We start from the raw sequence: 24,887 nt of genomic DNA on the forward strand, positions 1-24,887 counted from the left end.
CCTACGAAACCGGGCGCGGCCTGCCGATAAGGTGTTTCGCATTTTTCTATAAAGTCTTGTGACGGCGCACGCCGTAACGTGCAGCCCTCGTTTGGAGGAAACGAGAAACGCAAAGGTATGGAGGAGATTACCTTGGCAGCAGCAGAGGAAAATACCGCGCGCCTACCCCCCGAAGATGAAAAACTCAGCATCGGCGCCAACCTGGCCTACGGGCTTCAACATGTCTTGACCATGTATGGCGGCATTGTCGCCGTTCCGTTGATCATCGGCCAGGCATCGGGCCTGACGCCGGCCGACGTCGGCCTGCTCGTGACCGCATCGCTGTTTGCCGGCGGTCTTGCGACCATCCTGCAGACAATCGGGATACCGTTTTTCGGCAGCCGCCTTCCCCTCGTGCAGGGCGTATCCTTTTCCGGCGTCGCGACGATGATTGCCATTACCGGGCATGGAGGCATACAGGCCGTTCTCGGCGCGGTCATTGCAGCGTCTTTCATCGGGCTTCTCATCACGCCGGTCTTTTCACGCATCACCCGCTTCTTTCCGCCGATCGTCACCGGCATCGTCATCACGACCATTGGGTTGACGCTGATGCCGGTCGCAGCGGGCTGGGCCATGGGCGGCAATAGGAATGCACCGGATTTCGGCAGCCAGGCCAATGTCCTGCTCGCCGCCGCGACACTCATGATCGTGCTGCTGCTCAGCAAGCTGGGGAGTGCTGCCATATCAAGGCTCTCGATCCTGCTCGCCATCATCATCGGCACGGGGATCGCCTATGTAGCCGGCATTGCCGACTTCTCCCGAGTAATGAACGGGCCATTTGTCGCTTTGCCGCAGATCTTCCATTTTGGCTATCCCTTGTTTGATATTGCCGCGATCATCTCGATGTGCATCGTCATCATGGTGACACTGGTCGAAACCTCGGCGGATATTCTCGCTGTCGGCGAGATCGTCGGCACCAAGGTCGATGCGCGCCGGCTCGGCGACGGCTTGCGCGCCGATATGCTGTCCAGCATCCTCGCCCCGGTCGTCGGCTCCTTCACGCAGAGCGCCTTTGCCCAGAATGTCGGCCTTGTGGCCGTGACCGGCATCAAGAGCCGATTTGTCGTGGCGACCGGTGGCCTTTTTCTCGTCGCTCTCGGCTTGCTGCCGATCGTCGGCCGCATCGTCGCCGCCGTTCCGAGCTCCGTACTCGGCGGGGCGGGGCTCGTCCTCTTCGGGACTGTCGCGGCAAGCGGTATCCGCACACTCGCCAAGGTCGACTATGAGAACAACATGAATCTCATCATCGTGGCGACCTCGATTGGCTTCGGCATGATCCCGATCGCGTCGCCTGGCTTCTACGAGCATTTTCCCGCATGGATCATCACCATCTTCCACTCCGGTATCAGCTCGGCGGCATTGATGGCGATCATGCTGAACCTCCTGTTCAACCATCTGACGACCGGAAATTCGGATCAGCAATCGGTCTTCGTTGCGGGAACGGAACGTCTGATCCGCTATCAGGATATTGCCGGCCTGCATGACGGCGATTATTTCCTGAACGGTAAGCTTTACGACGCCAATGGCACGGAAGTTCCATTGGTCCCCGCGGAAGCCCATTAAACCACAGAGGGACCTGCTTCGGCGGCTTCAAAGCATTCTGCACGGCTGAGAACCTTGTAGGCCGGGCGGTCCCACAATCGCGCCGATCTCGCAATCCAGCCATTTGGCCGGGGGACATGGGCTGCTGAAGCATTGCCCGAGTTCGCAAGTGGCCTGCGGCCAAGTTCGGCTTCAGGCGCACTGCCGAGCGGCACTTTGCCTCTCCCCCGCAGATCTCCGATCCTTCTGCAATCCCTCTAACCGACTTGGGTGAGATCGCATCAGGATTCGCCCTGCAAGCACACCTCGGCAATTATTGTATAGTTTGTATTCTTTACTTATTACTTTTACAAAATTTCGATTAATAACATACATCTTGTACGTTTATTACGTATAGATTTCTAATATACTTCATATACATACTAAGATCGTGTGATTTTATGGTGTATTTTTGCATCTTTGACGAATTTATGACGATAATTACTTTATAACTCCGAATTATTCTATTCCGATGCGTCAAAAGCACCGCTAGCGTGCCGATACGAAAGTCTTTCGGGCTTTCGGTTAGAGGGAACGCCTAATTGATGAACGTGGTGGAAAACCTCCGGCTACGTTCCGATCCGGCAAATCGATTGGAGAAAAAATGAATATCAAGAGCCTTCTTCTCGGCTCCGCTGCTGCGCTCGCAGCAGTATCCGGCGCCCACGCGGCTGACGCAATCGTCGCTGCTGAGCCCGAGCCGCTGGAATACGTTCGCATCTGCGACGCATACGGTGCTGGCTACTTCTTCATCCCGGGCACGGAAACCTGCCTCAAGATCGGCGGCAAGGTTCGTACCGAAGGCAAGTGGTACGACGCCTACAGCCCAGACACTCACTTTGGCACTCTATGGCACACGCGTGCTGAGCTGCAGCTGCAGACGGCAACCGACACCGAATACGGTGCGCTGAAGACCAACACCGAGCTGCGTTGGGACTGGAATGACGGCGGCGCTACGGCTACCAACCTGCTGCACGCCAGCATCAGCCTCGGCGGTTTCACCGTTGGTAAGGAAGACTCGCAGTTCAACGTCTTCACCGGCTACGCCGGCGACGTCATCAACGACGACGTGATCGCTGATGGCCCGTACGAATTGAACCAGATCACCTACAACTACGACGCCGGCAACGGCTTCACGGCTGTGATCTCGGTTGAAGACTCGAACTCCGGTAAGGGCGCAACTGGCGCAAACGGCGAAGACAGCACCAACCACTACCTGCCTGACGTTGTTGCCGGTGCTGGTTACAAGGCTGGTGCATGGTCCTTCAAGGTCGTTGGCGGCTACGACTCGATCGTCGAAGAAGGCGCCATCAAGGCCCGTGTCGATGCCGACTTCGGCGTATTCGACGCCTTCTTGATGGGCGGCTGGAACACCGACGGCAAGAAGCTCAACAAGTATGCGCCTGGCGATTCGATTGGCCAGAGCTGGGGCGACTGGGCTGTCTGGGGCGGCGTTGGCGTACCGGTCAACGAAAAGCTGAAGTGGAACCTGCAGCTCGCCTACACCGACAACAAGACCTTCTCGGCAACCACGAACGTCAAGTGGAAGCCGGTCAAGAACCTGCTCATCGAGCCGGAAGTCACCTACACCAACTGGGACTCCATCAACAAGGACCAGTGGGCTGGCATCCTTCGCTTCGAGCGCAGCTTCTAATCTGATCTGAACTAGACCTCCGATCAGAGACGGAAGAAGACCTGGTTTCCCTCCGGGTCTTCTTCCACAATTCGTTAAAGCCGTACCGGCTACCATATCCAATCCGCATGACACGCGCCTCCCTGCTATGCGAGAGGAAGCGCACGCGTTACCGACGCGAAACTTTTCGGCCTGGTGGCCTGCGCCTACTGCGATGAAGGCGCGCCGGGAGCTAACATTGCTTTCGCTCGCCTCTCCGTTGTCGCACATTGCCCGTCGCGAGACCCAAGAAAGCTCCTCTGCCCCTCAAAATCCGAGGACGATATCCCCGATGCACCTCGGCATGGCCAAGAAACGTTTCGCGCAGCATCTTCTACGGCATTCCAAGGTCGAATCCGGTAGGTCCAGCTTCGTATTCGCGGCTGTGTAGACCGTCTTCGCACTCGCGTAACACAAATGTTTCGAGAATCTTTCCCGAAGGAAAGCATCTGTCCGGTTGCCAAAAAACCATAATTGTTCCACCTAGATTATAGATTGAACATTTAACGTTGAGAATCGGGCCAAGACTTGATGCGTACGAAATATGGTTTCTTCTGCCTGTTCCTGGCATTTGCGTCATCGGCATATGCTCTGGAAGCCGGTTCACCGCCAGTTTTGACACCGCTGCCGCAGCAGGCGCAGGCCGCTCATTTGACGGCGCAATTTCTGCAGCGCTTCCACTACAAGCCCGTTCCGCTCGACGACGTTCTCTCCGCCCGGATCATGAATCGCTTCATCAAGTCCCTCGATCCGGATCGTGTCATCTTCCTGCAGAGCGATATCGACAAGTTCATGGCGGGCAGCACCAAGATCGATGACGCCATCAATCAGGAAGACTTGAACATCCCGTTTTCCATCTTCAACGTCTATGAGCAGCGCGTCGTCGATCGCATGACCTATGCGCGCAGCCTCCTCAATCAGAAGCTGGATTTCACCGCCAAGGAAGACTACGCGCTTGCGCGTGACAAGGAGCCTTGGCCACAAACCGAAGCTGAAAGCGATGATCTCTGGCGCAAACGCGTCAAGAACGACTGGCTGCGCCTAAAGCTGGCGGGCAAGGATGATGCCGCCATTCGCGATACGCTCGACAAACGCTACGAAAACTCGCTGGAGCGCGCCTATAAATACAAAAACGACGATGTCTTCCAGACGTTCATGGACGCCTATACGACGTCAGTCGATCCGCATACCGACTATTTCGGCGCGACCGCCTCGGCGGAATTCGATATTTCGATGAAACTTTCCCTGGTCGGTATCGGCGCGGTCCTGCAGGAAAGGGACGACTATACGACGATCCGCGAACTGGTTGCCGGCGGCCCGGCGCAATTGTCCGGCAAGCTTGCGGTCGGTGACCGCATCATCGGTGTCGGTCAAGGCGAGAACGGCCCGATCAAGGAAGTCGTCGGCACGCGGCTCGATGAAATCGTGCAGATGATACGCGGCGCCAAGGGCTCGGTCGTGCGCCTCGACATTTTGCCTTCTGATGCCGGGCCGGACGGCAAGCATCACGTCATCAGTCTCGTCCGTGACAAGATCAGCCTCGACAAACAGGCCGCCAAGCAGACGATCCTATCCGTGAAGGACGGCAATACGACGCGCAGGATCGGCGTGATCACTCTGCCGGCTTTCTATGAGGATTTCGAAGCCCGGCGCAAGGGCGATAAGGATTACCGCAGCGCCAGCCGCGATGTCGCCAAGCTTCTCGGCGAATTGAAGCAGGAGAAGGTCGACGGCGTCCTGATCGACCTGCGTAATAATGGCGGCGGCTCGCTGTCGGAAGCGATCGACCTGACGGGGCTCTTCGTCGGCAAGGGTCCTGTCGTCCAGCAGCGCGATGCAGGCGGCGAAGTGGAGGTCGAAAGAGATGATCTTGCCGCCCCGGCCTGGACCGGCCCGGTCGGCGTGCTGATCAATCGCGGCTCGGCATCGGCCTCCGAGATCTTCGCCGCAGCGATCCAGGATTACGGGCGCGGCGTGATCATCGGCGAACCGAGCTTCGGCAAGGGCACGGTGCAAACCGTTGTTAATCTCGATCAGGTGGCCCACAATCAGAAACCGAAATTCGGCGAGCTGAAACTGACCGTCGCTCAATTCTTCCGCATCAACGGCGGTACGACGCAGTTGCGCGGCGTGACGCCGGATATCAGCCTGCCCGGAATTTCGGACCTCAAGGCCTTCGGCGAATCCAGCTACGACAACGCGCTGCCTTGGACGCAGGTGAAGCCCGCGAACTACAAGCCCTGGGGTGACCTCCAGGCGCTGCTGCCGCAGCTGCAAAGCCGCCATGACGCGCGAGTGAAGGACGATCCGGAATATAAGCGCTTCGTGGAAGACCTCACCACGCTGAAGGAGCAGCGCGACAAGAAGGTCATCTCTCTCAACGAAGCCGAACGTCGCAACGAGCTGACCGCCCAGGCAAACCGCATCAAGGCGCGCGGGCAGGCGAATGATGGCATCGATACCGGCGAGGATGATGGCCTGCAGGCCAATGAGCGCAGCTTGAGCGCCGATATCGCCATCGAGAAGGCCCGCAAGAACGCAAAGGATATCCTGCAGAACGAGGCGGCCTCCATCGTTGCCGATGAGGCTGACCTCCAGGCCGGCATGTCCAGGGCCGCGGCAAAGTAGTCGCAGAGTTCCATCCTGCCTCTCACGGCCGAGGAATCGACGTCGCCGACGTGACGTCGACCGCCTCGCCGGCTGCGGGTGCATGAGACTCGCGGCTAAAGCAAAATGCCAAAAAGTGTGGATGGCCTTCGGGCGACCTCCCGTTCTATCACCTTGATTTCAAGGCGAATTCGGATTTCAGGTCGAAGACCATAAGATCATGGAGCTTCAGAGCCTCAGCTACGTTTCAGCTAGCCGTTGTACACTGCGTGCGTGCGAATACTTGCGCCCCCAACAAAGTTTCGCACGAGGCGCCGATAAGGCTCTCTGCTCTGCCTCATGCAAATGAGGCAGAGCTTTCTCTGCCTGGATCATGCTCGACGAGCTTCGGCTACGCCATCGAAGGCCTTGGATACTTTCCACGGCTATGCTCATCCAATTCATTTTATCTCACCGCGCGCCACCGCATGTCTTTTCGGGCGGCGGCAGCTGCCTCTTCGCAGCGTGCACGAAATTGGCTAAGAGGCCATATGTTTGAGCTTGTTTCGATCGCCACCGCCAATCAGGAAATCAAGCGAAGCCGGTTCGTTGCGACGGCAGCTCCGATCGCCGATACCGAGGCGGCAAAGGCGTTTGTCGCGCAGCACTCTGTCACAGATGCCAATCACAATTGCTGGGCCTGGCGTATCGGACAGAACTATCGCTTCAGCGATGATGGCGAGCCGAGCGGCACGGCCGGCAAGCCGATCCTCCAGGCTATCGACGGCTTCGAATTGGATATGGTCGCCGTCGTCGTAACACGCTGGTTCGGCGGCACTCTTTTGGGTGCAGGCGGACTGATCCGCGCCTATGGCGGCACTGCCGCGCAATGTCTGCAACGCGCGGAAAAAAGAGAAATACTGCCGACCATTGCGGCAACGATCGATGTGCAGTTTTCGCACCTCGCTCTCGTAAAAGCGAAACTTCATACCGAGGCCGGCGTGCAGGTTCTGGAAGAGCGTTTCACCGAATCCGGAGCCCTGCTCAGCGTGACCATAGCCGCGTCGCTCGCCGAGCAGGTTTTTGACACTATTCGGGATCTCACGAGCGGCCGCGCCACGGTAAAACTCGATTGATCGGAGCGCTCAGGGATATGCCCAAAGGATGATGCTTTCCTGGCCCCGCAATAGGGCGGAGATAGGCAATCAATCACCTGAGAACACAACGCCCTGAGGTCGCCCCGGTGCGGAAGCGGCAACCCGCACCACTCCATGAAACCCGACCCAAAGCGCAATCGACCCGAGCGCGAAGCTGCCGAGGATCATGAACATCGTGCTGTAACCGATCTCCTGCGCCAGCCAGCCGCCGATCGCCGGGCTCAGGGATGCGCCGACCCCTTGCATGGTCATGACGACGCCCTAGCCGACATTGATACGGCCGGTTCCGTTCAGGATGCGGGCGACGAGCGTCGGCACGGCAACGCTTTGCAAGCCCGCGCCGATACCATCGAGAACCTGAACGGGATAGACCCCCCAGGGCGTAATCAGATGCGCCGCCACGAAGCCGCGGATCGGCAAGGAGGCGAACGAGACCAGCAGCACGAGCCATTGTCCTCTCCTTTCCGCCATATGCATCGCGATTAGAGAAGTGATGATCATCGTGCCCTGCGCCACCACCACCGTCAGCGCAACGAAGCCCGCGGGATCGGCCTGACCGGCGGAGACGACAGCCAGCCCGAACAATGGCAACATCGCGCCGTTGCCAAGATGAAATAATGCAAGCGCACCGGCCAGGATGAGCAGCGGCTTCGATTCGGCAAGCACCTTGAAGCCGCTCGGTTTTCGGTGCCTGGCAGGCTCCCCCTCTCCCGGCGGACCAACGGTGGCAAGGGTCGCGCCGCGCGCTTCGTCATCGTCGATCGCATCGGCTGGGATCATCAACACGGAAATGATAGTCAGCACGCCGAAGACGGCGGACAACCAGAACACGGCCGTAAGCCCGAACATCCAGCCGAGCCATCCCGACAGTCCGGCGCCGACTAGGTTGCCGGCATGATTGAATGCCTGATTGTAGCCATTCTGCCGATTGAAGCCCGCCTGCCGGACAATGCCGAGAGTAATGCCATTAAGCGCTGGCCCGATCGCGGCGCCGGCAATAGCGGTCGCAACCTGGGACAGCGCCACGACCCAGAAGAACTGGGACACCAATATGATCATCGAGGCAAGGACCGTGCAGATGCCAAGCACGATCACGCATGTGCGCTTATGCGTGGTCTCATCGATGAACGCTCCGGCGGGGGCCATCATCACCATCCCCGCAATCCCACCGATCGTCATGACGGAGCCGATCGATCCGCTTTGCCAGCCATGGGCGACGAGGAAAACCCCGAGGAAGGGTCCGATGCCCGCCTGAACATCGGCCATGAAGAAATTCAGAAATCCAAGGGGGACGAGAGCTCGGGCTTGGTGGTGGTCGTTGGGGTATGAGCGCGACAAGTGACAACCACATGGTTTCTGAAATCGTCCAATGAAAAGCGCTGGACGGCAAAAGGTTCCGCAACATTTAGATGGATGCAGACGGGCCTGGCCAGTACTCTCAACTGCTCCGTCGCGAACGCGATGTCCTGGCCGAAGGACAATTCGAGCTTATTGCCATGCGTCTATGTCTTAAGGTGCTCTTCGTCCTGCCGAGCTTTCCATTGGTCCGGACCTGGCATCGCCGCGATCGAGTGTGGCGCATCGCTGGCTCCGCGGGCAGATCGAGGAATTGCTGCAGCCGGCGGCATGAACAGCACGCGGTAAACCTCTATAAAGTCGAGGGACATGTTCGCTCAGGTCGAATTCGACAAGATCGAGTGTTACCAGACGGAGCGCGACTATTTCCGCATCCACGGAAGGCAAAAGTCCAAACAGCTTAAAAATTAAAAAGAGAAGGATTCGGAGGGAAAGCCGAATCCTTCTCGTCTTGATCGGAGGTCAACCGATCGGGGTGGGCAGCCGCATCGGATTGGAACGATGGGCTGCAGCTACCGACACAGAGTGTCGGATGGCGGTCGGACTCGGAGTTTGAAAAGCGCCCCTCGTCCAAGCTTGGATTCTATATACATACATTCGGTATGTTTGACAACTGATCTCAAGGAGATTATGGCAACATTCAGAGAAAATTTATTGTTGGCGCCGGGTGTGGCCTTCATACTCCCGCAGCCCTAGTCAATTATTGACCATGCGAATTCGACCGGCGTGATGTCGGAAAGCTGAATGCGATGAATGACGAGGATACTTTAGTGACCCGGAATGACCCGGCTGCTCAGGAACGATATCTGAGGAATTAGATCCATCCTCGACATGCCAACCCTAGAAATCCCGCTGAAAACGATTGTGCCGTCGCGACATCTATGAGATGGCCGTGCAACGATCTTGGCAATCGCACGGAGAACCGGATGAATCCCCTGGGAAAAGACAGTCTTGCCGGTGTCGGACAGCAGACTGCATCAATCGACAGCAGGTCATCCTCCGAATACTGGTGGGTACCCGGGAGCCTGGCGATATATTTCATCGTGCAGGCAGCCATCCGCATCGCCATATCGAGCTCGCTGCGGATCGACGAAGCGCAGCAGTTTCTCGTCGGCCAATGGCTCGCCTGGGGTTACGACGCCCAGCCGCCGCTCTACAACTGGATTCAGTACGGCATCTTCGAAATTTTCGGCACGAGTGTCGCATCGCTCGTCATCGTGAAGAATCTTCTGCTTTTCCTGGTCTATCTCGCCTATTACAAGCTTCTGCGATCGCTCTTGGCCGACAAAAGGCTGGCGGCGGTCGGAACGCTATCGCTCCTGACGATGCCACAGATGTTCTGGCAGGCGCAGAGAGACCTGACACATACCGTCGGCACCCTGCTTGCGGTGCTCATGTTGATCTATGTCGTCATCGTCACCATCCGTCGTCCGACAGTCCTCTCCTACGCGCTGATCGGGCTTTGGGCCGGGCTTGGCATGCTGACGAAGTACAATTTCGCTCTGGTGATTGGCAGTGTCCTCATCGCGACCTTCTTTCATCCGGTCGGGCGAAAAAGGCTTCTGGACTGGCGCCTCCTGCTGACGCTCGCAATCGCCGTTCTCGTGTTCCTGCCGCACGCGATATGGATGGTGTCCAACATGGATCGGGTCCTGACAACGACTGTCCAAACCATGTCGGAGCAAGGCGCCGGCGGAAAGCTTTCCGATATCGGTTTCGGACTTCTGGAGCTGATAAAGACGAGCGTCGCCATCATAGCTCCCACGAGCGTGATCTTTCTGCTGTTCTTCCGTCAATCATTTCTGCGAGCCCTGCGAGCCAGAAGTGAATGGAGCGATTTCGTCGGCAGGATACTCTTAAGCACCGCCGCTATCTTGGTACTCTTGATACTGGTGATCACGCTTACGGAATTTCGCGACCGCTGGCTGCTACCCTTCCTGTTTCTGCTGCCAGCCTACTTCTGTCTGAAGCTCGATGCAGCGGGACAGCAGAGCCAGGCCGATATAAAGAAATTCCTTTACGTACCCATCGTCATGATGATCGCGCTACCTCTGATCATAGCCGGAGGTGTCCTTTTTGCGCGGTTTTTCCATTCTTACGAGCATCTGAACGCGCCCTATGCCACCTTCGTGGACAAAGTCGTCACCCCGGAAGGAAAACAACCCTCTGCGGTCGTCACGACGACCTGGCTCAAGGCAGGCAATCTGCGTGTGAACATGCCGCATACATCGGTCGTATCGACGGAATACCCTGCGTCGGATCTCAGCCGGCAGGTCATAGGCGATGGACCGGTCCTGTTGGTCTGGAACGAACGGGACGGGCATCAATCAACCATGCCGAACGCACTGCAGCTATGGCTCACGTCGAAATACGGAACGGCGGCAGAACTGCCGCCGCAGCAGGACATTGCCCTTCCCTATTACTACGGCAAGGAGCCGGATCGTTATCACTTTGGTTATGCTTGGTATTATCCCAAACCGAACTGACTTGAGATTGCGCAGCGGCTCGAACTCATCGATGATGATCAAGAAGCAGAAGACATCAATTGCCGGCTAGCGCTCCAGCGCGCCCTTTCCGGCAAGAATATGATTGCGAAACTTGGCGATCCGCGCGGCCCGCGTTTCGGATTTCTTCACGGAGCCGAGGTTGATCACATAGCTTTTCTTTCGCCCTGGCGTCAGATCGTGAAAAGCTTCCGCCAGCTCGGGATCGGAATCCAGCGCCTCGATCAGCTCGTCCGGCAATTCAATTTCGCCCACCTCTTTTGCAGGCTTGATGCCGGCCTCCGCATATCCCATCGCCTCCTTCAGATAGGCTCGGATGACGGGCTCCATCTTCGCCACGGCGGCGTTACTCACGAAGCGGATCATATCGGGATGCTGGGTATTCTGCCCTTGCTTTTCGAGCACGCCCTCAGGGTCCTTCATCAGCGCCGCGTTGAAGAAAGTGAGGCGAAAATCGCCGCGGAAGGCGCCGATGATGACGATGTTGCGACCCGCGTGCATGTAGCATGGATGGGCCCACTTCACCGTCTCGACGAGCCCCGCCTCCAGACAGATTCGGCGCAGTTCGTTCAGACCGTCAATCCACAACCTCGTCGAACAGTCCGGCGTCGCAAAGCGTTCGCAGCGTCCGCATCCCTTGGCAAAGAAGTCCTCGATATCGGTGATCATATCCTCATCCACTTTATAGTTCGGCTATCTGAAGTATCCACGCCATCAGCCAGAACAAGACAAAGGCTTGATGAAAGCAAGTGGCCGGGCCATGCTCGCATGAATGCATCCCGGGTTTGCCAGCAATAGCCTCAGCTTACGCCATCCCCGCCTTGGCATCTCCATAGGGCTGTTTCTGATCCGGCCCGAAGCCGGATCATCATGTGCGAAATTCCATTTGTAGGACAGTCGACTGCTCGGGTCGATGACGAGCACCCCTCGATCCAAGATACCGCTCCAGTCGCTGCGGAAAGTTCAAGTGCCGGGGATCGGCTTCCACGTCGAATTGCCGGTCCTGGAGAATTGCGGGATATGGGCGAGGCTCTGAATGAGATCGCAATCGGATCCCAGCGCCTCGCGCCAATCGCGGGCTTCCGTCAGAATGACGCCAATGCCGACGACCTCGGCTCCAGCCTTGCGCACCAGTTCCAGCGAGCCCTTGAGGCTCGATCCGGAGGCGACCACGTCGTCGACGACAAGCACGCGCTTGCCGTTGAGAAGGGGAATTGCGGCGCGGTCCAGCAGCAAGCGCTGCTCGCCTTTAGAGGTGATAGAAGAGATGCGTTGTTCCAGTGCATTCGCCAAATGGATTTTCGGCGACTTCTGCAGGACGACATAGTTATTGAGGCCGAGTGCACGCGTGACCTCAATGGCGACGGGAATGCCGAGCGTCGCGGTACCGATCACGATATCGGGCTTGAGCGATGCGAATTTGGCGGCAAGCTTGGCGCCGACATGTTCACCGAACTTCACACCGAGATCGATGACCATCATCAGCGAAATGGCAAAATCCGGCTTGATCGCCACGATAGGCAGATCAACGGTATAGCCGGCAACGTCGACCTTCCAGTTCTGCCCGGTTCTCGGGTCGGCGGTCTCAGGGCTCATAGGTCTTATCCTTCATGCTAAGGCGCTGCTCGACCATCAGGCCAACCTCGCGCCAGGTTGTTCGCTTGTGTTTCAGATCGTACCCGGAAAGGGTAAGCGAAAACGAGATGGCATGCGCCATGCGGATCGCCTGAACGAGCAGCGGGATGCCGCGTGCCAATGCAAAGCGCAATTTCGTCGGCAGGCCGACATCGTCAATCTCCATGCCGCGAGAACGCTGGGCATCCGCAATGCGCTCGAAATCGTCGCGCAGCATCGGAATGACGCCGAAGGTGAGCGATAGAACGAGAGTGGCAATGGAGGGTAGGCGCGCGGCGCTTGCCGCCGCCAATATTTCGCCCGGCGAGCTTGTTTCCATGACGAAATAGAAGGCGGCCGTTGTCGTCACCAGCCTGGCGGCCATCGCCGCCGCGACAGGCAGGGCCTGCGGCGTTGAAAGACCTTGAGCCAGAGATTTATCATCCAGCTCACCATGACCATGCCCGTCAGCAAAGCAGCACCCTTGATGTAGCCGCGAAGACCGGGAACCCTCAGGCCCCACAGAAGGACCAGGCAGACAAGCGCAAGAGTTACACCGAACCGCCAATCCGGAGCAAACCAGGCAGCCAGCATGATGATGAAGGCAACGCCCAGCTTGATAAAGAAATTGAGCTCATGAAGCCGCGTCATGCCATGCTCCAGGCCGTCATATCATAGGGCGTCTGCCAGCCGAGAGAACGGAAGGCATCGCTTTTCCAGCCCTCTTCCGGCGCTCCCTCAAACGCGATCGTGCCATTGTCGAGGATCATCAGGCGAGTGGCCAGATCGTCGACGAGTTCCAGATCGTGCGAAATCAGCATCACGGCTCGGCCCGAGGACTGCATCGAAGAGATGAAAAGCTCCAGCATCTGCCGGCCTTTGATGTCTCTGCTTAGAAGCGGTTCATCGATGATGGCAACGAGTGCGCCGGTGGCATCGGCGCAGGCAAGCCCCAGCAGCGCCTGCTGGCGGGCCGATAAAGCAAACGGATTGGCTTCCGCCAGGTCGGAGAGTGCGTAGCGCTCCAGCGCCGCCTTGGCGCGCGCGATGACGGCCGGGTCGCTCGACGATGCGCTCGACGCGGTGATGGCAAAGATCACCTCACCGAGCACGGTCATGTTGAACAAGATATGGCGCATGTTTTGGGGGATATAGGCGATCTTGCGGGCTCGCGCGGCGACCGACCAATTATCGGCCTTCATCCCGTCGAGGAGGATGGAACCCGAGGTGGTTTTCGTCAGCCCGAGGATCGATTTGAACAGTGTCGTCTTCCCGGCGCCGTTACGGCCGATAAGCGCCAGCACTTCTCCTGCCCGGACATCGAAGCTCACGTCCTTCAGCACCGGGTTTCCGCGCGAGCGCGAAAGCTGGCTCGCCAGCCCGGATACGGTCAATAGCGGACGCCCTCGCTCGACCGTCTGCCGCGCGGGCCGGGCGCGCATCGGCGGCAAAATGCCGGCATCGATCCAGGCGGAATCCTGCCTGAGCACCGTCTCCGGCGGCATGCTTGGAGAGATGCCGCCGCGACGCAACAAGGCAATGCTGTTTATTACGGAGCGAAGCGGCAAAGGGTCCTGCTCGGAAATCAGCAATGTCGGGGTGCTGTCCAGCACTTTGCGCAGGATATTGGACAACCGCACGCGCGCAGCCGGATCGAGCCCGGTCGTCGGTTCGTCCAGCACCAGAATCGATGGGCTGGAGACGATCGCCGCAGCAATGGTGACCATTCGCCGTTCGCCCCCCGAAAGGGTCAGAACCCGACGGCCGCTCAGTGCTTCCAGCCCGAACTCGGTCATCAGTTCGGTGAGCCGGTCCCGGATCGCGCTCCGCTCGACGCTCTTGTTTTCCAGCGGAAAGGCGATGACGTCCTCGACGCAGATATCCCAAAGCTGGTCTTCGCTATTTTGCGACACGAAGCTGATCGTGTCGAAGAGTTCCTTCTTTGTGAGGGAAGGCAGCGAACGGCCGGCAAGTTCCACCTGCCCGGAGAATTCGGCAACGGGAATGAGGCGCGGAATCAAACCCGCGGCAACGCCGAGCAGCGTCGACTTGCCGCTGCCGGCTTCACCACAGACGAGAAGCCGCTGCCCCTCGTCAAGCATGCAATTGGTATCGGCAAACACCGGTGCGGCGCCGCCGAAACCAATCGTCAGATCGGCAATATTGAGCACTTGTCGATCCAGATTGGGTTCAGAAGCGCTTGAAACCGGCGGGATGAGCACTCTTCAGAATTTTCAGGGCCGGGATGATCAGCAGCGGCGTGCCGACGACCATCGGGACGATGTCGGACAGGCCGATATAGCCGAAGCCCCACCAGAACGGGAAAATGCCGAGATAGGCAAGGCTTGCTGACACCGCCGCCACCATGATCAGCCCGATGACAAGGCAGACTATCGCGATTTTGATCAGCGCGGCGCGATCGAAGACCGTCTTGGCAGGATCGAAGAAGAGCCCCGGCACGAGACCGGTCAGACCGACCATGATGCCATCAACAATAAGCGAATGCGCGGGTATGAACGTGCCGGCAAGAAGCGACCAGACAATGGTGCCGAGATAGCCGCAGATGAAGCCGCTGCGCCAGCCGAGCAGAATGCCGATCACTGGCGGCAGGAAGGCGAAAATGCGCCACTGAATGATCCCCGGCACGAGTTGGATCGGATTGGCATAGGCCCAAAGCACACCGGTCGCGGCTGCCGCCACGATCGAGAGGACGATGGGAAAGAGAGTATTGCCGTCAGTTTGGGACATGCTCGCTGGCTGCATGATTTTGGTTCCTTTAAAAAGTAATTTCCAAAAATTGCCGGAGAACCGGCTGAAAGGCTCTCCACGACCATTCAAGCGCAGGGACGCGCTTTATCTATAATGCATGCACTTGCTCGGATAATCGCCCATCCGATCATGAAAGGCAGTGTGAACACGCCACCTGTCAACCTCAGTTACAGTACGTCTCGAACTTCAGAGGCTTGGATGAGTTTTTGAAACGAAGATCGCGAAGCAATCGAATTGAGATAGGGATCGATTGCCGGCTCACAGAAAAACCTTTTCCAAGAATTGAATGACTATGCGTGTTTCCGTTCGTAAAAACCATTTCAGATTGCATATAAAACATCACCTAGCATAGGGGACATCGATCGGCCAATCCATTCGTGCGCATCATGGACCGGCTGCATCAAGATAGCCATGCTAGGGATCGGCGACTTGCCTACATCCCTGCTGCGCTCTTTTGGATTGCTGCGCGTCTTCGCTGGAACTGCGTCAAATTCTTGCCAGGCGAAGCCCGATCATCCGTCCAAGCGTCCTTTTCGGTGACGACATCGGGCGTCGCCACCCCATCGACAATATCGAACTGTGGAATATGTCCCAGGCTGGTCACGAGACGGGCGTCATCACCCAGCAAATTCCGCCAGGCATGACCCTCGGTCAGAATGGCGCCGGCGCCAATGACGTTTGCGCCAGCACGGCGCACCAGCCTGAGTGCAGCCGCCATGCTGGAACCGGTTGCGATAACATCGTCGACAACAAGGACGCGTCTGCCTTGAAGCAGCTTTATCGAACGTCGATCGAGCAGGAGACGCTGCGGCACTGCGGTCGTGATGGAACGGACATCCTCGACCAAGGCATCCGCAAGATGAAACTTGGGCGACTTCTGCAAGATGACATATTGATCGATACCAAGGCGCCGCGAAACCTCTATGGCGACCGGCACGCCCAAAGTGGCGCTGCCGACGACAATATCGGGTTTCGACTGCGCGAAATGACGGGCAAGGGCCTCGCCGACGAGATCTCCGAACCGGATCCCCATATCGATTACCATCAGCAATGCGATCGCACGCCGCTCGCTCAGCCGGACGATCGGCAGGCTGAAATTTTCGCCCGCAACCTGTACCTGATAGGTTTGAGAAGTCTCAAGATACATCACTGCGGCCTTTTTAGCACATTGTTTGCATTCAAATTCTCGTCTTAATAGACACCAGATCACACGATTTTTACAACCAACAAAATTCGTCTGGTATGTTTCCTTTTCTTCAACGAGGTATAGCTCCGAATGAGCAGGCTCCTGTTTTCCCGCTTCGCGCATTACCTCGACGAGATCGCCAATCACGGCTCGATCAGAAAGGCCGCCGAGAAGCTGAACGTATCGGCTTCAGCGATCAACAAACAGCTCATCAGCGCCGAGGAGGAGTTTGGCGTTACTCTCTTCGAGCGCCTGCCGCGCGGCATGCGGCTGACATCGGCGGGCGAATTGCTCGTCAATGGCTATAGGGAATGGAATAAGGACCTTTCCCGCATCAAATCCGAAATCGAGGAACTGAAAGGACTTCGCCGCGGCGAGGTGAAAATAGCCTCGTCGCAAGAAGCGGTGCCCGATTTCCTGCCCGCAGTGATTGCGCGGTTCACGAAGGATCATCCTCGTATCCGCAATGCGATCGCAGTGGAGGATTCCGACCGTGTGCGGCAGCTGGTTAGGGATGGGGGCGCAGACTTCGGCCTAACCTTCAGCCCCCTGCCCTTGCCGGGAGTCGTCGTCACGCGTTCCGCCGACTTTCATCTCATTGCCATGCTGCCGGGAGATCCCCACCTTGAACGGCCCGACAGCATATCCATAGACGAATTCTTCAAGAAGCCGATAATTGTACCCGACACCAGCAGCCACCTACGGGATATCGTCGATATCGCCGCTGCCCGTATTGACATCCGCTTTCAGCCAATTTTGACCACCAATAGCCTGTCGCTCATGCGTTCCATGGTCCGCGAGGGCTGCGGTTTCGGCGTGACGGCCATGCCTGCCGGCGGGCCCCTTGCCCATGAGGTTGGATTGCACTACGCCCGCATAGCGGACAACGACTTACCGCCCATGGTGCTTTCTCTGATCGTCGATCCCAAGCGCAGTCTCTCGATGACTTCAATCATTGCGCGCAGATACTTTGAGAAGTATTTTGATGAGATTTCTCTTCAAAATGGAAAAACATCGACCAATACGTTTGAATAGCCGTTCCCTATCGAGGCAAGTCACTGCTTATCTACGCTGCCACCTGACTTCCCCTGATCATCCTCTTCCTTAAGCGGCATACGGCGAGGCCGCGAGTCTTATGATTATCTCCGTGAAATTATTCGAACGCAGGAGATTGGGAGCCACTCTCCCGTTGAAGAAAAGGCAACACACCGAGCGAATTTTGATGCTTGCAAAAGTTGCATAATCTCGCGCCTATAAGGCCCTGTCTCTTCCGATGCTAATTCTCGATGTGGCAAGGGAACGGTGAATGACGGATAGCTATGGCCGATCTGGATCCCAGGGGAGAGCGCGAACAAAGCTGCGACTCCTCCCTGCGCTGGAACCACGCCCTGTCGAAGAGCAAACTGAAGAAACTTCCCCGCCCGAAGCCAAGGCGTATCTTTTAAATCCGGCTGATGGAACCATTCGCACGGTGATGCTTCCCGCCAGCAACCGTACCGAATACATCCGCAAGTTGGTGAGGGCCAGCAAAGTCGATGTTATCAGAATCGAGGATGCGCATTTTCTCTATACCGATAAGAATGGCCTTATCGACGGCCTTTCGAGCGTTACGGATTTGAAGGGGCACTCCTCCCCGCTGGCCGGTAATCTTTTGATCGTTGGCAGGGATGAAAGCGGCGCGGCCGCAAGTGTCAGCGCCGGTATCGATGATGTCGCTTCGTGGTTTACCATCATCCGTCCGGTTTTCCTGCCTGTTTTCGAGATCTTGCGCGAATCTCAAACACTCAGCACCCGTGTCATCCGCCTGGATGTCCGGATCGAACGCTCCATACCGAATGTCATACGGTGAGCGGGAGAGAACGTCGGTGCTCTCGCTATAATTCACTATAATGATGTCCCTATAGCTGCGGCTCTTTTACGCCCGGATGAAAAATGCAGAGCTGTCCCTAAACATTTGACGGCGCCGGACCAAAGCTTTCGCGCCGAATGAGCTTGCTTTCGATGACATGACGCAAGGCCGTCGCCTTATCCGGCGCGTCGATCCGTTCCATCAGCAAGCTCACGGCCATCTGCCCCATTTCCTCGACAGGCTGTTCGATGGTCGACAATGGCGGCAGCGAATACTCACAGACCGGGGCGCCGTCGAAGGACACAATGGAAAGATCGGTTGGAATCTTCCAACCCATGCGTTGAACGCAGCTCATGAAAGAAATCGCCATGTCGTCGCTGGTGGCAATGACGGCCGTGGGCTTCAAGATGAGATCGGCAAATTCCGCCGCCGCAGCGACGCCGATCTGGAAACCATGCTGATAATCAAGGCTGCCGCCGGACCTGACGATCGCCGCCTCCGGCAGACCCGCGGCGGCAAGCGCTTCAACGGCACCCAGATAGCGTTCTCGGTCATGGTAATTGCCCTCGGGACCGGCAAGATAAAGGAAACGCCGGTGGCCGAGAGCAATCAATTCGGTCGTGGCATCGCAAACGGCCTGCCGATCATTGGTTACGACACTCGGCAGGGCTGCGTGGCTCATGTCGAACAAAAGAGAGACAATCGGCAGAGCGGAATCCTTCAGTGACCGACCGCCATGAACCGGCAGATCCGAGGAGAGAATGATGGCACCACGCACCGTGCCTCCGAAAGCCAGATCGAGGATATGGCGCTCCGAAGCCTCGTCACGATCGAGGTTGGCAATCATCAGATGATAACCATTCTGCCTCAACGATCTGTTTATTCCCTGTAGGACCAGAGGGATGACCTGCGAAACACCGTAATAGAGCGAGCCCGGCAGAATGATCATGACGACATTGGACTTGCCGACACGGAGCCCCCTCGCCATGGCATTGGGCGTATAGCCGAGCTGCTTGGCGGCAGCGTCGATCTTGGCGCGCGTCTTTTCGTTGACGCGACCGGGATTGGCGAGCGCCCGGCTCACCGTGGAGATCGCAACGCCTGCCAGCCGAGCGACATCCGCCATCAGAGGACCGGAATGCTCTTCTGCCGGCAGATCCTTGTTATTCTTCACTTTTTGGCGTCCTTCCCAATGCCCGTCGCGCGGGATGCTACGGCAATCCCAGCCGTTTAGCAAACGTTTGCCAAAAATCGCTTGCATAAAAAAACGACTTGTCTACTATTCAGGCACGGCAAACGTTTGCCAATTGCAGTGCATTGAAATCATTATGGATTATTTGCCGTGGGCCATGGTTCCACGAGCGATCTTCCATGCCTTAACAACGGATAGTCTCATGACCTCTACGGAACGGCTGCGCTTTGGTGTCGATCTCGTCACCTTTTTCCACCCTGGATTTTGGGGCGTAGAGGATTATGACGGCATCATCGCGCTTTCGCGCGATGAGCCGCGCGCCTTCTGGGACAAGATACTGGATGCCGTGCAAGCCTCCGGCGTTACCGGCGTGGAGTTGACCTTCTCACCCTTCAACTGGCAGGACGCAACGAAGACCTATGGTTCGGTCGAGAAGTTTGCCGCCGAGCTTTCCAGGCGTGGGCTGACGCTTGCGAGCGGCTTCTTTGCCGAGCTCGAAGCCGCCGGTGATTTTACCGAGGCATCAGCGCAGACCGCTATCATCGACAAGGCCGAAAAATATGCCGGATTCCTCAAGGCGTGCGGCAGCGATATCATGGTCATCGGTGCGCCACTTCGCCAGACGCTCGGCGCTCAGCCGGTGCGGTTCTTTGATTTCGAGCAGGCGCGAAAAATTGCCGATTTCCTCAATCGCCTCGGTGCCGCCCTCTACGCCAAGGGTGTGCGGCTCGCTCTCCACACCGAGGCGCATTCGATCTTCGCGGCAGCGCGCGATGTGGATCTGCTGATGCTGCTGACCGATCCCGCCTATGTGCATATGTGCCCGGATACGGCGCATATCATCGTTGCCGGCTCCGATCCGCTGCAGCTTGTCGACCGTCACCATGAGCGCGTTATCATCGCCCACTGGAAGGATGCGCTTGGCCCGATGCCGGCCGATACGGTCATCGACAAGCATATCCATGACCGCCATCGCCCCTATTTCTGCGGCTTCGGCCTCGGCCGGGTCGATTGGCCGGGCTGGGCCAGGCTGCTGCGCGACCGGGGCTATGAAGGCTGGGCCATCCTCGAGCTCGACGCCGCACCCGATCCGGTCGGCGATATCGCCAGCGGGCTGACGCTCGTCAGGCAGGCGCTCTTGCCGATCTACCGCTGATACCAAAGATCCAAAAACGAATGGCCCCGCCAAGAGGGCCTTTTTGAAGAGGTGGAACGATGAAAAATACAGTGAAATTGCTATTGATGGGAGCCGCACTCGTCACGGCCTCGATGACTGCCCATGCAGAAGACAAGCCGCAGGCTGAGGTTATGACCTCATGGACCTCAGGCAGCGAGGCCGCGGCCCTCGGCGTCGTCAAACAGGAGTTCGAGAAGCGCGGCGGCACCTGGAAGGATTCTTCCATCGCCGGCTTCGGCGCGGCCGATGCGGCTTTCCAGAACCGTTTGGTCGCGGGCGACCCGCCGACCGCCAAGCAGGCCGTGCTCGGCCTTGCCAACACCGATTTCGTCAATCAGGGACTTATGAGCCCGATCGACGATGTGGCGAAAGCCGGCAAATGGGCCGATGTCCTGCCCAAGTCGATTTACGACCTCATCTCCTATAATGGCAAGGTCTACCTCTCTCCGACCGGCGCCCATGGCGAGAGCTGGGTGTTCTATTCCAAGGATGCCTTCGCCAAGGCTGGCCTCACTGACGAGCCGAAGAGCTGGGACGAATTCTTCTCCGCACTCGACAAGCTGAAAGCAGCCGGCATTCAGCCCGTCGCCTGGGGTGGCCAATCTTGGCAAGAGTCCAAGGTCTTCAACATGATCCTGCTGACCCAGGTCGGCATTGACGGCTTCCTCAAGATCTATGTCGACAAGGACAAGGGCGACGCCTCGACGGCAGGCGTGAAGAAGACGCTGGATATTCTCGGCAAGCTACGCGCCTATGTTGACGAGGGTGCCGCGGGCCGCAACTGGAACGACGCGACCGCCATGGTCATCACCGGAAAAGCCGGCGTGCAATTCATGGGCGATTGGGCCAAGGGCGAATTCGTGGCCGCCGGCAAGGAACTGGGCAAGGACTATGGCTGCATGCTCGCGCCGCAATCGCCGGGCATGGTCTATGTCGCCGATTCCTTCTCCTTCCCGAAGATCGCCGATGCGACCGCGCAGAAGGGCCAGACCCTGCTTGCCGAGGTCGCCATGGATCCGGCCGTGCAGGTGGAGTTTTCGCTGAAGAAGGGCTCGGTGCCCATGCGGACCGACGTCGACAAGTCCAAGCTCGACATCTGCGCGCAGAAAGGCCTTGAGCTGATGAGCGCCGGCAAGATCGTGCCCGATCAGGCTCTGATCCTCTCGCCGCAACAAGCCGGCGCCCTCAACGACTTCGTCGACGAGTTCTGGACCAATCCGTCCGAGGATAGCGTCTCGGAGGCGGAGAAGTTCTTCGCGATCTTCGAATAGACCTTCAGCGAGCCGGTCGTCCGAGTTCCCTGTCGATCGGCTCTGCCCATCCTTTCGAGAAAGTTTGCTGATGCAAGCCAAGCGCAGACGTCCCCTTGCTGCGACCTTCGCCCTGCTGCCGACATGGATTGCCGCCATTTTCATCTATATCGGCACCATGGTCTGGTCGGTGCGCCTGTCATTCACGGATTCGACCATCTTCCCGTCGTCCAACTATGTCGGCTTTGCCCAATATGCCAAGCTGTTCCGGACATCGCGATGGCTCGCGTCCCTGGAAAATGTGCTGATCTTCGGCGTACTCTATGTTGCCGGCTGCCTAGCATTGGGCTTCGTGCTCGCCGCGGCGCTGGATCGCAAGGTTCGCTTCGAAAGCGTGTTTCGCACGATCTTTCTTTATCCCTATGCCATGTCCTTCGTGGTTACCGGCCTCATTTGGCAGTGGATGCTGAACCCGACCTTCGGCATTCAGGCGACCGTCAGGGCGCTCGGCTGGCAGGGCTTCGTCTTCGACTGGATCGTCAATCGCGACATGGCGATCTACACGGTGGTCTTTGCCGGCGTCTGGCAGGGTGCTGGCCTTGTCATGGTCATCGCACTGTCAGGCATGCGCGGGATCGGCGAGGAACAATGGAAAGCGGCTCAGATCGACGGCATTCCGGTCTGGCGCATCTATACCTCGATCATCCTGCCGCAGCTTGGGCCAGCACTTGCCGCGTCGGGCATGCTGCTCTCCATGGGCGTGATCAAGACCTATGACCTCATCGTCGCGCAGACCGGTGGCGGCCCCGGCTACTCGACCGAAGTGCCGGCAAAATTCATCATGGACAATCTGTTCGAGCGCCAGAACCTCGGCCTCGCGAGTGCCGGCGCCACCGTGCTCGTGCTTTCGGTCGTCATGGCCGTCGCACCATTTCGCTATGCGCTCGCCATGCGCGCCAGACGAAGAGGAGCACATTGATGGCGGCTCTTCATCCTCGCGGTCCCAAGCCATCACGGCTGACGGCCGGCCAAATTGGGCTCTATACCTTTCTTATCCTGTCTGCACTCTTCTTCCTGCTGCCGCTCTACACGATGCTCGTCACCTCGCTGAAGACAATGGAAGAGATCCGCCAGGGCCGCATCTTTGCCTTGCCAGATAGCATCGACTTCGGCGCCTGGAAGACCGCCTGGTCGGGCGCCTGCATGGGCACGCAATGTCTGGGCGTGCGCATCGGCTTCTGGAATTCGGTCAGGATCACCGTGCCGGCCGTGGCGATTTCCGTCTTCATCGGCGCGATCAACGGCTACGCCCTCTCCTTTTGGCGGCCGAGAGGCTCGAACCTGCTGTTCGGGCTCCTGATGGCCGGCGGCCTCATCCCCTACCAGATCTTCCTTTATCCGCTGGTGCGGCTACTCGCCAATCTCAGCCTTTATAATTCGATAGCGGGTGTGGTCCTCGTTCACGTGATCTTCGGCCTGCCGCTGGTGACACTGCTGTTCCGGAACTATTTCGTCGCCATTCCCGAAGAGCTCTGTAAGGCGGCTCGCGTCGATGGCGCCGGCTTCTGGCGGATCTTCATCGAGATCATGCTGCCCATGGCTGTGCCCATGATCGTTGTCGCCTCGATCTTCCAGTTTACCGGCATCTGGAACGATTTTCTGATCGGCCTGGTCTTTGCCGGGCGCGACAATCTGCCGATGACCGTGCAGCTCAACAACATCGTCAACACCACCATGGGCGAGCGCGCCTACAATGTGAACATGGCGGCCACCATCCTGACCGCCGTCGTTCCGCTCGCCATCTATTTTTTCTCCGGCCGCTGGTTCCTGCGTGGTGTCGCCGCCGGGGCCGTCAAGGGGTAACGCCATGCAGCCTGCCGTCTCGGTCAAGGATCTCAAGATCGCCTATGGCGATCACACCGTCATCGACAAGATGTCGATCGACGTCGCTCAGCGCGAATTTCTAGTGCTGCTCGGACCTTCCGGCTGCGGAAAGTCGACCCTGCTCAACTCCATTGCCGGCCTGCAGGACATTACTGACGGCGAAATCTGGATATCGGACAAGAACGTCACCTGGGCAGAACCGAAGGACCGCGGCATCGGCATGGTCTTCCAGTCCTATGCGCTCTATCCCCGCATGTCGGTGCGCAAGAATCTCTCCTTCGGCCTGCGCGTGGCGGGTCTTCCCAAAGCCGAGATCGAGGCGCGCATCGCCCGCACGGCTTCGCTTCTGCACCTCGACAAGCTGCTCGATCGCCGTCCCTCTGAATTGTCGGGCGGCCAGCGCCAGCGCGTAGCGATCGGCCGCGCCCTTGTGCGCGAGGTCAACGTCTTCCTGTTCGACGAACCGCTGTCCAATCTCGACGCCAAGCTTCGCAACGAGCTGCGCGTCGAGATCAAGAAGCTGCACCAGAGCCTCGGAAATACGATGATCTATGTCACGCATGATCAGGTCGAGGCACTGACACTTGCCGATCGTATCGCCATCATGAAGGACGGCGTGATCCAGCAGCTCGCCAGCCCGTCCGAAATCTACCATCGCCCCACCAATCTCTTCGTCGCCGGCTTCATCGGCGCGCCGGCGATGAATTTCATCGAGGGCGAGATCGTCTTGAAAGGGGGCGCGCCGGTCTTCGAAAGCAACGGGCTTGCCATCGATCTAGCGGGCTATCCTTTCCTCAGCGCCGCCAAGGCAGGTCCCGCGACGCTCGGCATCCGGCCGGAACATATCGCCCCGAATGGCGCGGACGCGAGTTGGCCCACCATTCCCGGCACCGTCTCGGTCGTCGAACCGATGGGCGCCGATACTGTGCTGTGGTTCGACTGGGCGGGCCAAAGCCTCTCCTACCGCATCATGGGAGATGCCATCCTGCAGCCGGGTACGGCGATCGTACCTGGCCTCGATATCGCCAAGGCCTCACTCTTCGGCGCTGACGGCATCCGCCTCTAAAGACC

Annotated in this window: 20 protein-coding genes and 1 pseudogene; 12 read left to right on the top strand and 9 right to left on the bottom strand. The window is 58.2% G+C overall.

Annotated elements, in window-relative coordinates:
* Positions 1-117: 117 nt before the first annotated feature.
* The 4 genes from ACK83U_RS27120 (at position 118) to ACK83U_RS27135 (ending at position 7,014) form a co-directional block, all read left to right on the top strand.
* Positions 118-1,602, top strand: a complete 1,485-nt coding sequence (locus ACK83U_RS27120; protein ID WP_112610001.1) for a nucleobase:cation symporter-2 family protein — start codon at positions 118-120, stop codon at positions 1,600-1,602.
* Positions 1,603-2,224: 622 nt separating this feature from the next.
* Positions 2,225-3,274, top strand: coding sequence for a porin (locus ACK83U_RS27125; protein WP_412474942.1), 1,050 nt, complete (start codon positions 2,225-2,227; stop codon positions 3,272-3,274).
* Positions 3,275-3,823: 549 nt separating this feature from the next.
* A complete protein-coding gene (locus ACK83U_RS27130; protein ID WP_112609999.1) occupies positions 3,824-5,920 on the top strand; it encodes a carboxy terminal-processing peptidase in 2,097 nt (698 codons plus the stop codon).
* Between the two features lie 509 nt (positions 5,921-6,429).
* On the top strand, positions 6,430-7,014 hold the full coding sequence (locus tag ACK83U_RS27135; RefSeq protein ID WP_112609997.1) for an IMPACT family protein: 585 nt from the start codon (positions 6,430-6,432) through the stop codon (positions 7,012-7,014).
* A 69-nt stretch (positions 7,015-7,083) separates the two neighbouring features.
* On the opposite strand, the pseudogene ACK83U_RS27140 reads toward ACK83U_RS27135, so the two are convergent.
* Positions 7,084-8,301, bottom strand: a pseudogene (locus ACK83U_RS27140) (MFS transporter).
* A 1,016-nt stretch (positions 8,302-9,317) separates the two neighbouring features.
* Here ACK83U_RS27140 and ACK83U_RS27145 point away from each other — a divergent pair.
* Complete coding sequence (locus ACK83U_RS27145) at positions 9,318-10,877, top strand: glycosyltransferase family 39 protein (RefSeq protein ID WP_112609993.1); 1,560 nt, start codon at positions 9,318-9,320, stop codon at positions 10,875-10,877.
* Positions 10,878-10,943: 66 nt separating this feature from the next.
* Here the strand turns inward: ACK83U_RS27145 and ACK83U_RS27150 are convergent, their stop codons facing one another.
* The 7 genes from ACK83U_RS27150 to ACK83U_RS27180 all read right to left on the bottom strand — a co-directional run bounded on the left by ACK83U_RS27150 (position 10,944) and on the right by ACK83U_RS27180 (position 16,425).
* A complete protein-coding gene (locus ACK83U_RS27150) occupies positions 10,944-11,564 on the bottom strand; it encodes a YdeI/OmpD-associated family protein (protein WP_112609991.1) in 621 nt (206 codons plus the stop codon).
* A gap of 294 nt (positions 11,565-11,858) precedes the next feature.
* Positions 11,859-12,491, bottom strand: coding sequence for a phosphoribosyltransferase family protein (locus tag ACK83U_RS27155; RefSeq protein ID WP_112609989.1), 633 nt, complete (start codon positions 12,489-12,491; stop codon positions 11,859-11,861).
* Positions 12,481-12,894 (bottom strand): energy-coupling factor transporter transmembrane component T, encoded by a 414-nt coding sequence (locus ACK83U_RS27160; protein ID WP_412474943.1) that lies wholly within the window; start codon positions 12,892-12,894, stop codon positions 12,481-12,483. The genes ACK83U_RS27155 and ACK83U_RS27160 overlap by 11 nt, the downstream gene beginning before the upstream one ends.
* On the bottom strand, positions 12,876-13,160 hold the full coding sequence (locus tag ACK83U_RS27165; RefSeq protein WP_412474944.1) for a hypothetical protein: 285 nt from the start codon (positions 13,158-13,160) through the stop codon (positions 12,876-12,878). The genes ACK83U_RS27160 and ACK83U_RS27165 overlap by 19 nt, the downstream gene beginning before the upstream one ends.
* A complete protein-coding gene (locus ACK83U_RS27170; RefSeq protein WP_112610029.1) occupies positions 13,157-14,680 on the bottom strand; it encodes an ATP-binding cassette domain-containing protein in 1,524 nt (507 codons plus the stop codon). The genes ACK83U_RS27165 and ACK83U_RS27170 overlap by 4 nt, the downstream gene beginning before the upstream one ends.
* Before the next feature lie 19 nt (positions 14,681-14,699).
* Positions 14,700-15,272 carry an aminotriazole resistance protein gene (locus ACK83U_RS27175; protein WP_112609985.1) on the bottom strand — a complete coding sequence of 191 codons (573 nt, stop codon included), beginning with the start codon at positions 15,270-15,272 and terminating at the stop codon, positions 14,700-14,702.
* A gap of 439 nt (positions 15,273-15,711) precedes the next feature.
* Positions 15,712-16,425 carry a phosphoribosyltransferase family protein gene (locus ACK83U_RS27180; protein ID WP_112609983.1) on the bottom strand — a complete coding sequence of 238 codons (714 nt, stop codon included), beginning with the start codon at positions 16,423-16,425 and terminating at the stop codon, positions 15,712-15,714.
* Between the two features lie 129 nt (positions 16,426-16,554).
* Here ACK83U_RS27180 and ACK83U_RS27185 point away from each other — a divergent pair, with 129 nt between their 5' ends.
* Positions 16,555-17,499: a LysR family transcriptional regulator gene (locus ACK83U_RS27185; RefSeq protein ID WP_112609981.1), complete on the top strand. Its 945-nt coding sequence runs from the start codon at positions 16,555-16,557 to the stop codon at positions 17,497-17,499.
* A 271-nt stretch (positions 17,500-17,770) separates the two neighbouring features.
* The gene (locus tag ACK83U_RS27190; RefSeq protein WP_246712103.1) at positions 17,771-18,313 is read left to right on the top strand and encodes a hypothetical protein; all 543 of its coding nucleotides are present in this window, start codon (positions 17,771-17,773) and stop codon (positions 18,311-18,313) included.
* 97 nt (positions 18,314-18,410) lie between these two features.
* Here ACK83U_RS27190 and ACK83U_RS27195 read toward each other — a convergent pair whose 3' ends face one another.
* Positions 18,411-19,487, bottom strand: a complete 1,077-nt coding sequence (locus tag ACK83U_RS27195) for a LacI family DNA-binding transcriptional regulator (protein ID WP_112610027.1) — start codon at positions 19,485-19,487, stop codon at positions 18,411-18,413.
* Between the two features lie 220 nt (positions 19,488-19,707).
* Between ACK83U_RS27195 and ACK83U_RS27200 the strand changes: the two genes are divergently transcribed.
* From ACK83U_RS27200 to ACK83U_RS27220, 5 genes are all read left to right on the top strand, one after another.
* The gene (locus tag ACK83U_RS27200; RefSeq protein ID WP_112609977.1) at positions 19,708-20,661 is read left to right on the top strand and encodes a sugar phosphate isomerase/epimerase family protein; all 954 of its coding nucleotides are present in this window, start codon (positions 19,708-19,710) and stop codon (positions 20,659-20,661) included.
* A 59-nt stretch (positions 20,662-20,720) separates the two neighbouring features.
* Positions 20,721-21,953 (top strand): ABC transporter substrate-binding protein, encoded by a 1,233-nt coding sequence (locus ACK83U_RS27205; RefSeq protein WP_112609975.1) that lies wholly within the window; start codon positions 20,721-20,723, stop codon positions 21,951-21,953.
* 70 nt (positions 21,954-22,023) lie between these two features.
* On the top strand, positions 22,024-22,911 hold the full coding sequence (locus ACK83U_RS27210) for a carbohydrate ABC transporter permease (protein WP_112399907.1): 888 nt from the start codon (positions 22,024-22,026) through the stop codon (positions 22,909-22,911).
* Complete coding sequence (locus ACK83U_RS27215) at positions 22,911-23,795, top strand: carbohydrate ABC transporter permease (protein WP_112609973.1); 885 nt, start codon at positions 22,911-22,913, stop codon at positions 23,793-23,795. The genes ACK83U_RS27210 and ACK83U_RS27215 overlap by 1 nt, the downstream gene beginning before the upstream one ends.
* A gap of 4 nt (positions 23,796-23,799) precedes the next feature.
* Positions 23,800-24,882 (top strand): ATP-binding cassette domain-containing protein, encoded by a 1,083-nt coding sequence (locus ACK83U_RS27220; RefSeq protein WP_112609971.1) that lies wholly within the window; start codon positions 23,800-23,802, stop codon positions 24,880-24,882.
* Positions 24,883-24,887: the final 5 nt, after the last annotated feature.

It is taken from the genome of Rhizobium sp. WW22, assembly GCF_047041135.1.
Classification (GTDB): domain Bacteria; phylum Pseudomonadota; class Alphaproteobacteria; order Rhizobiales; family Rhizobiaceae; genus Rhizobium.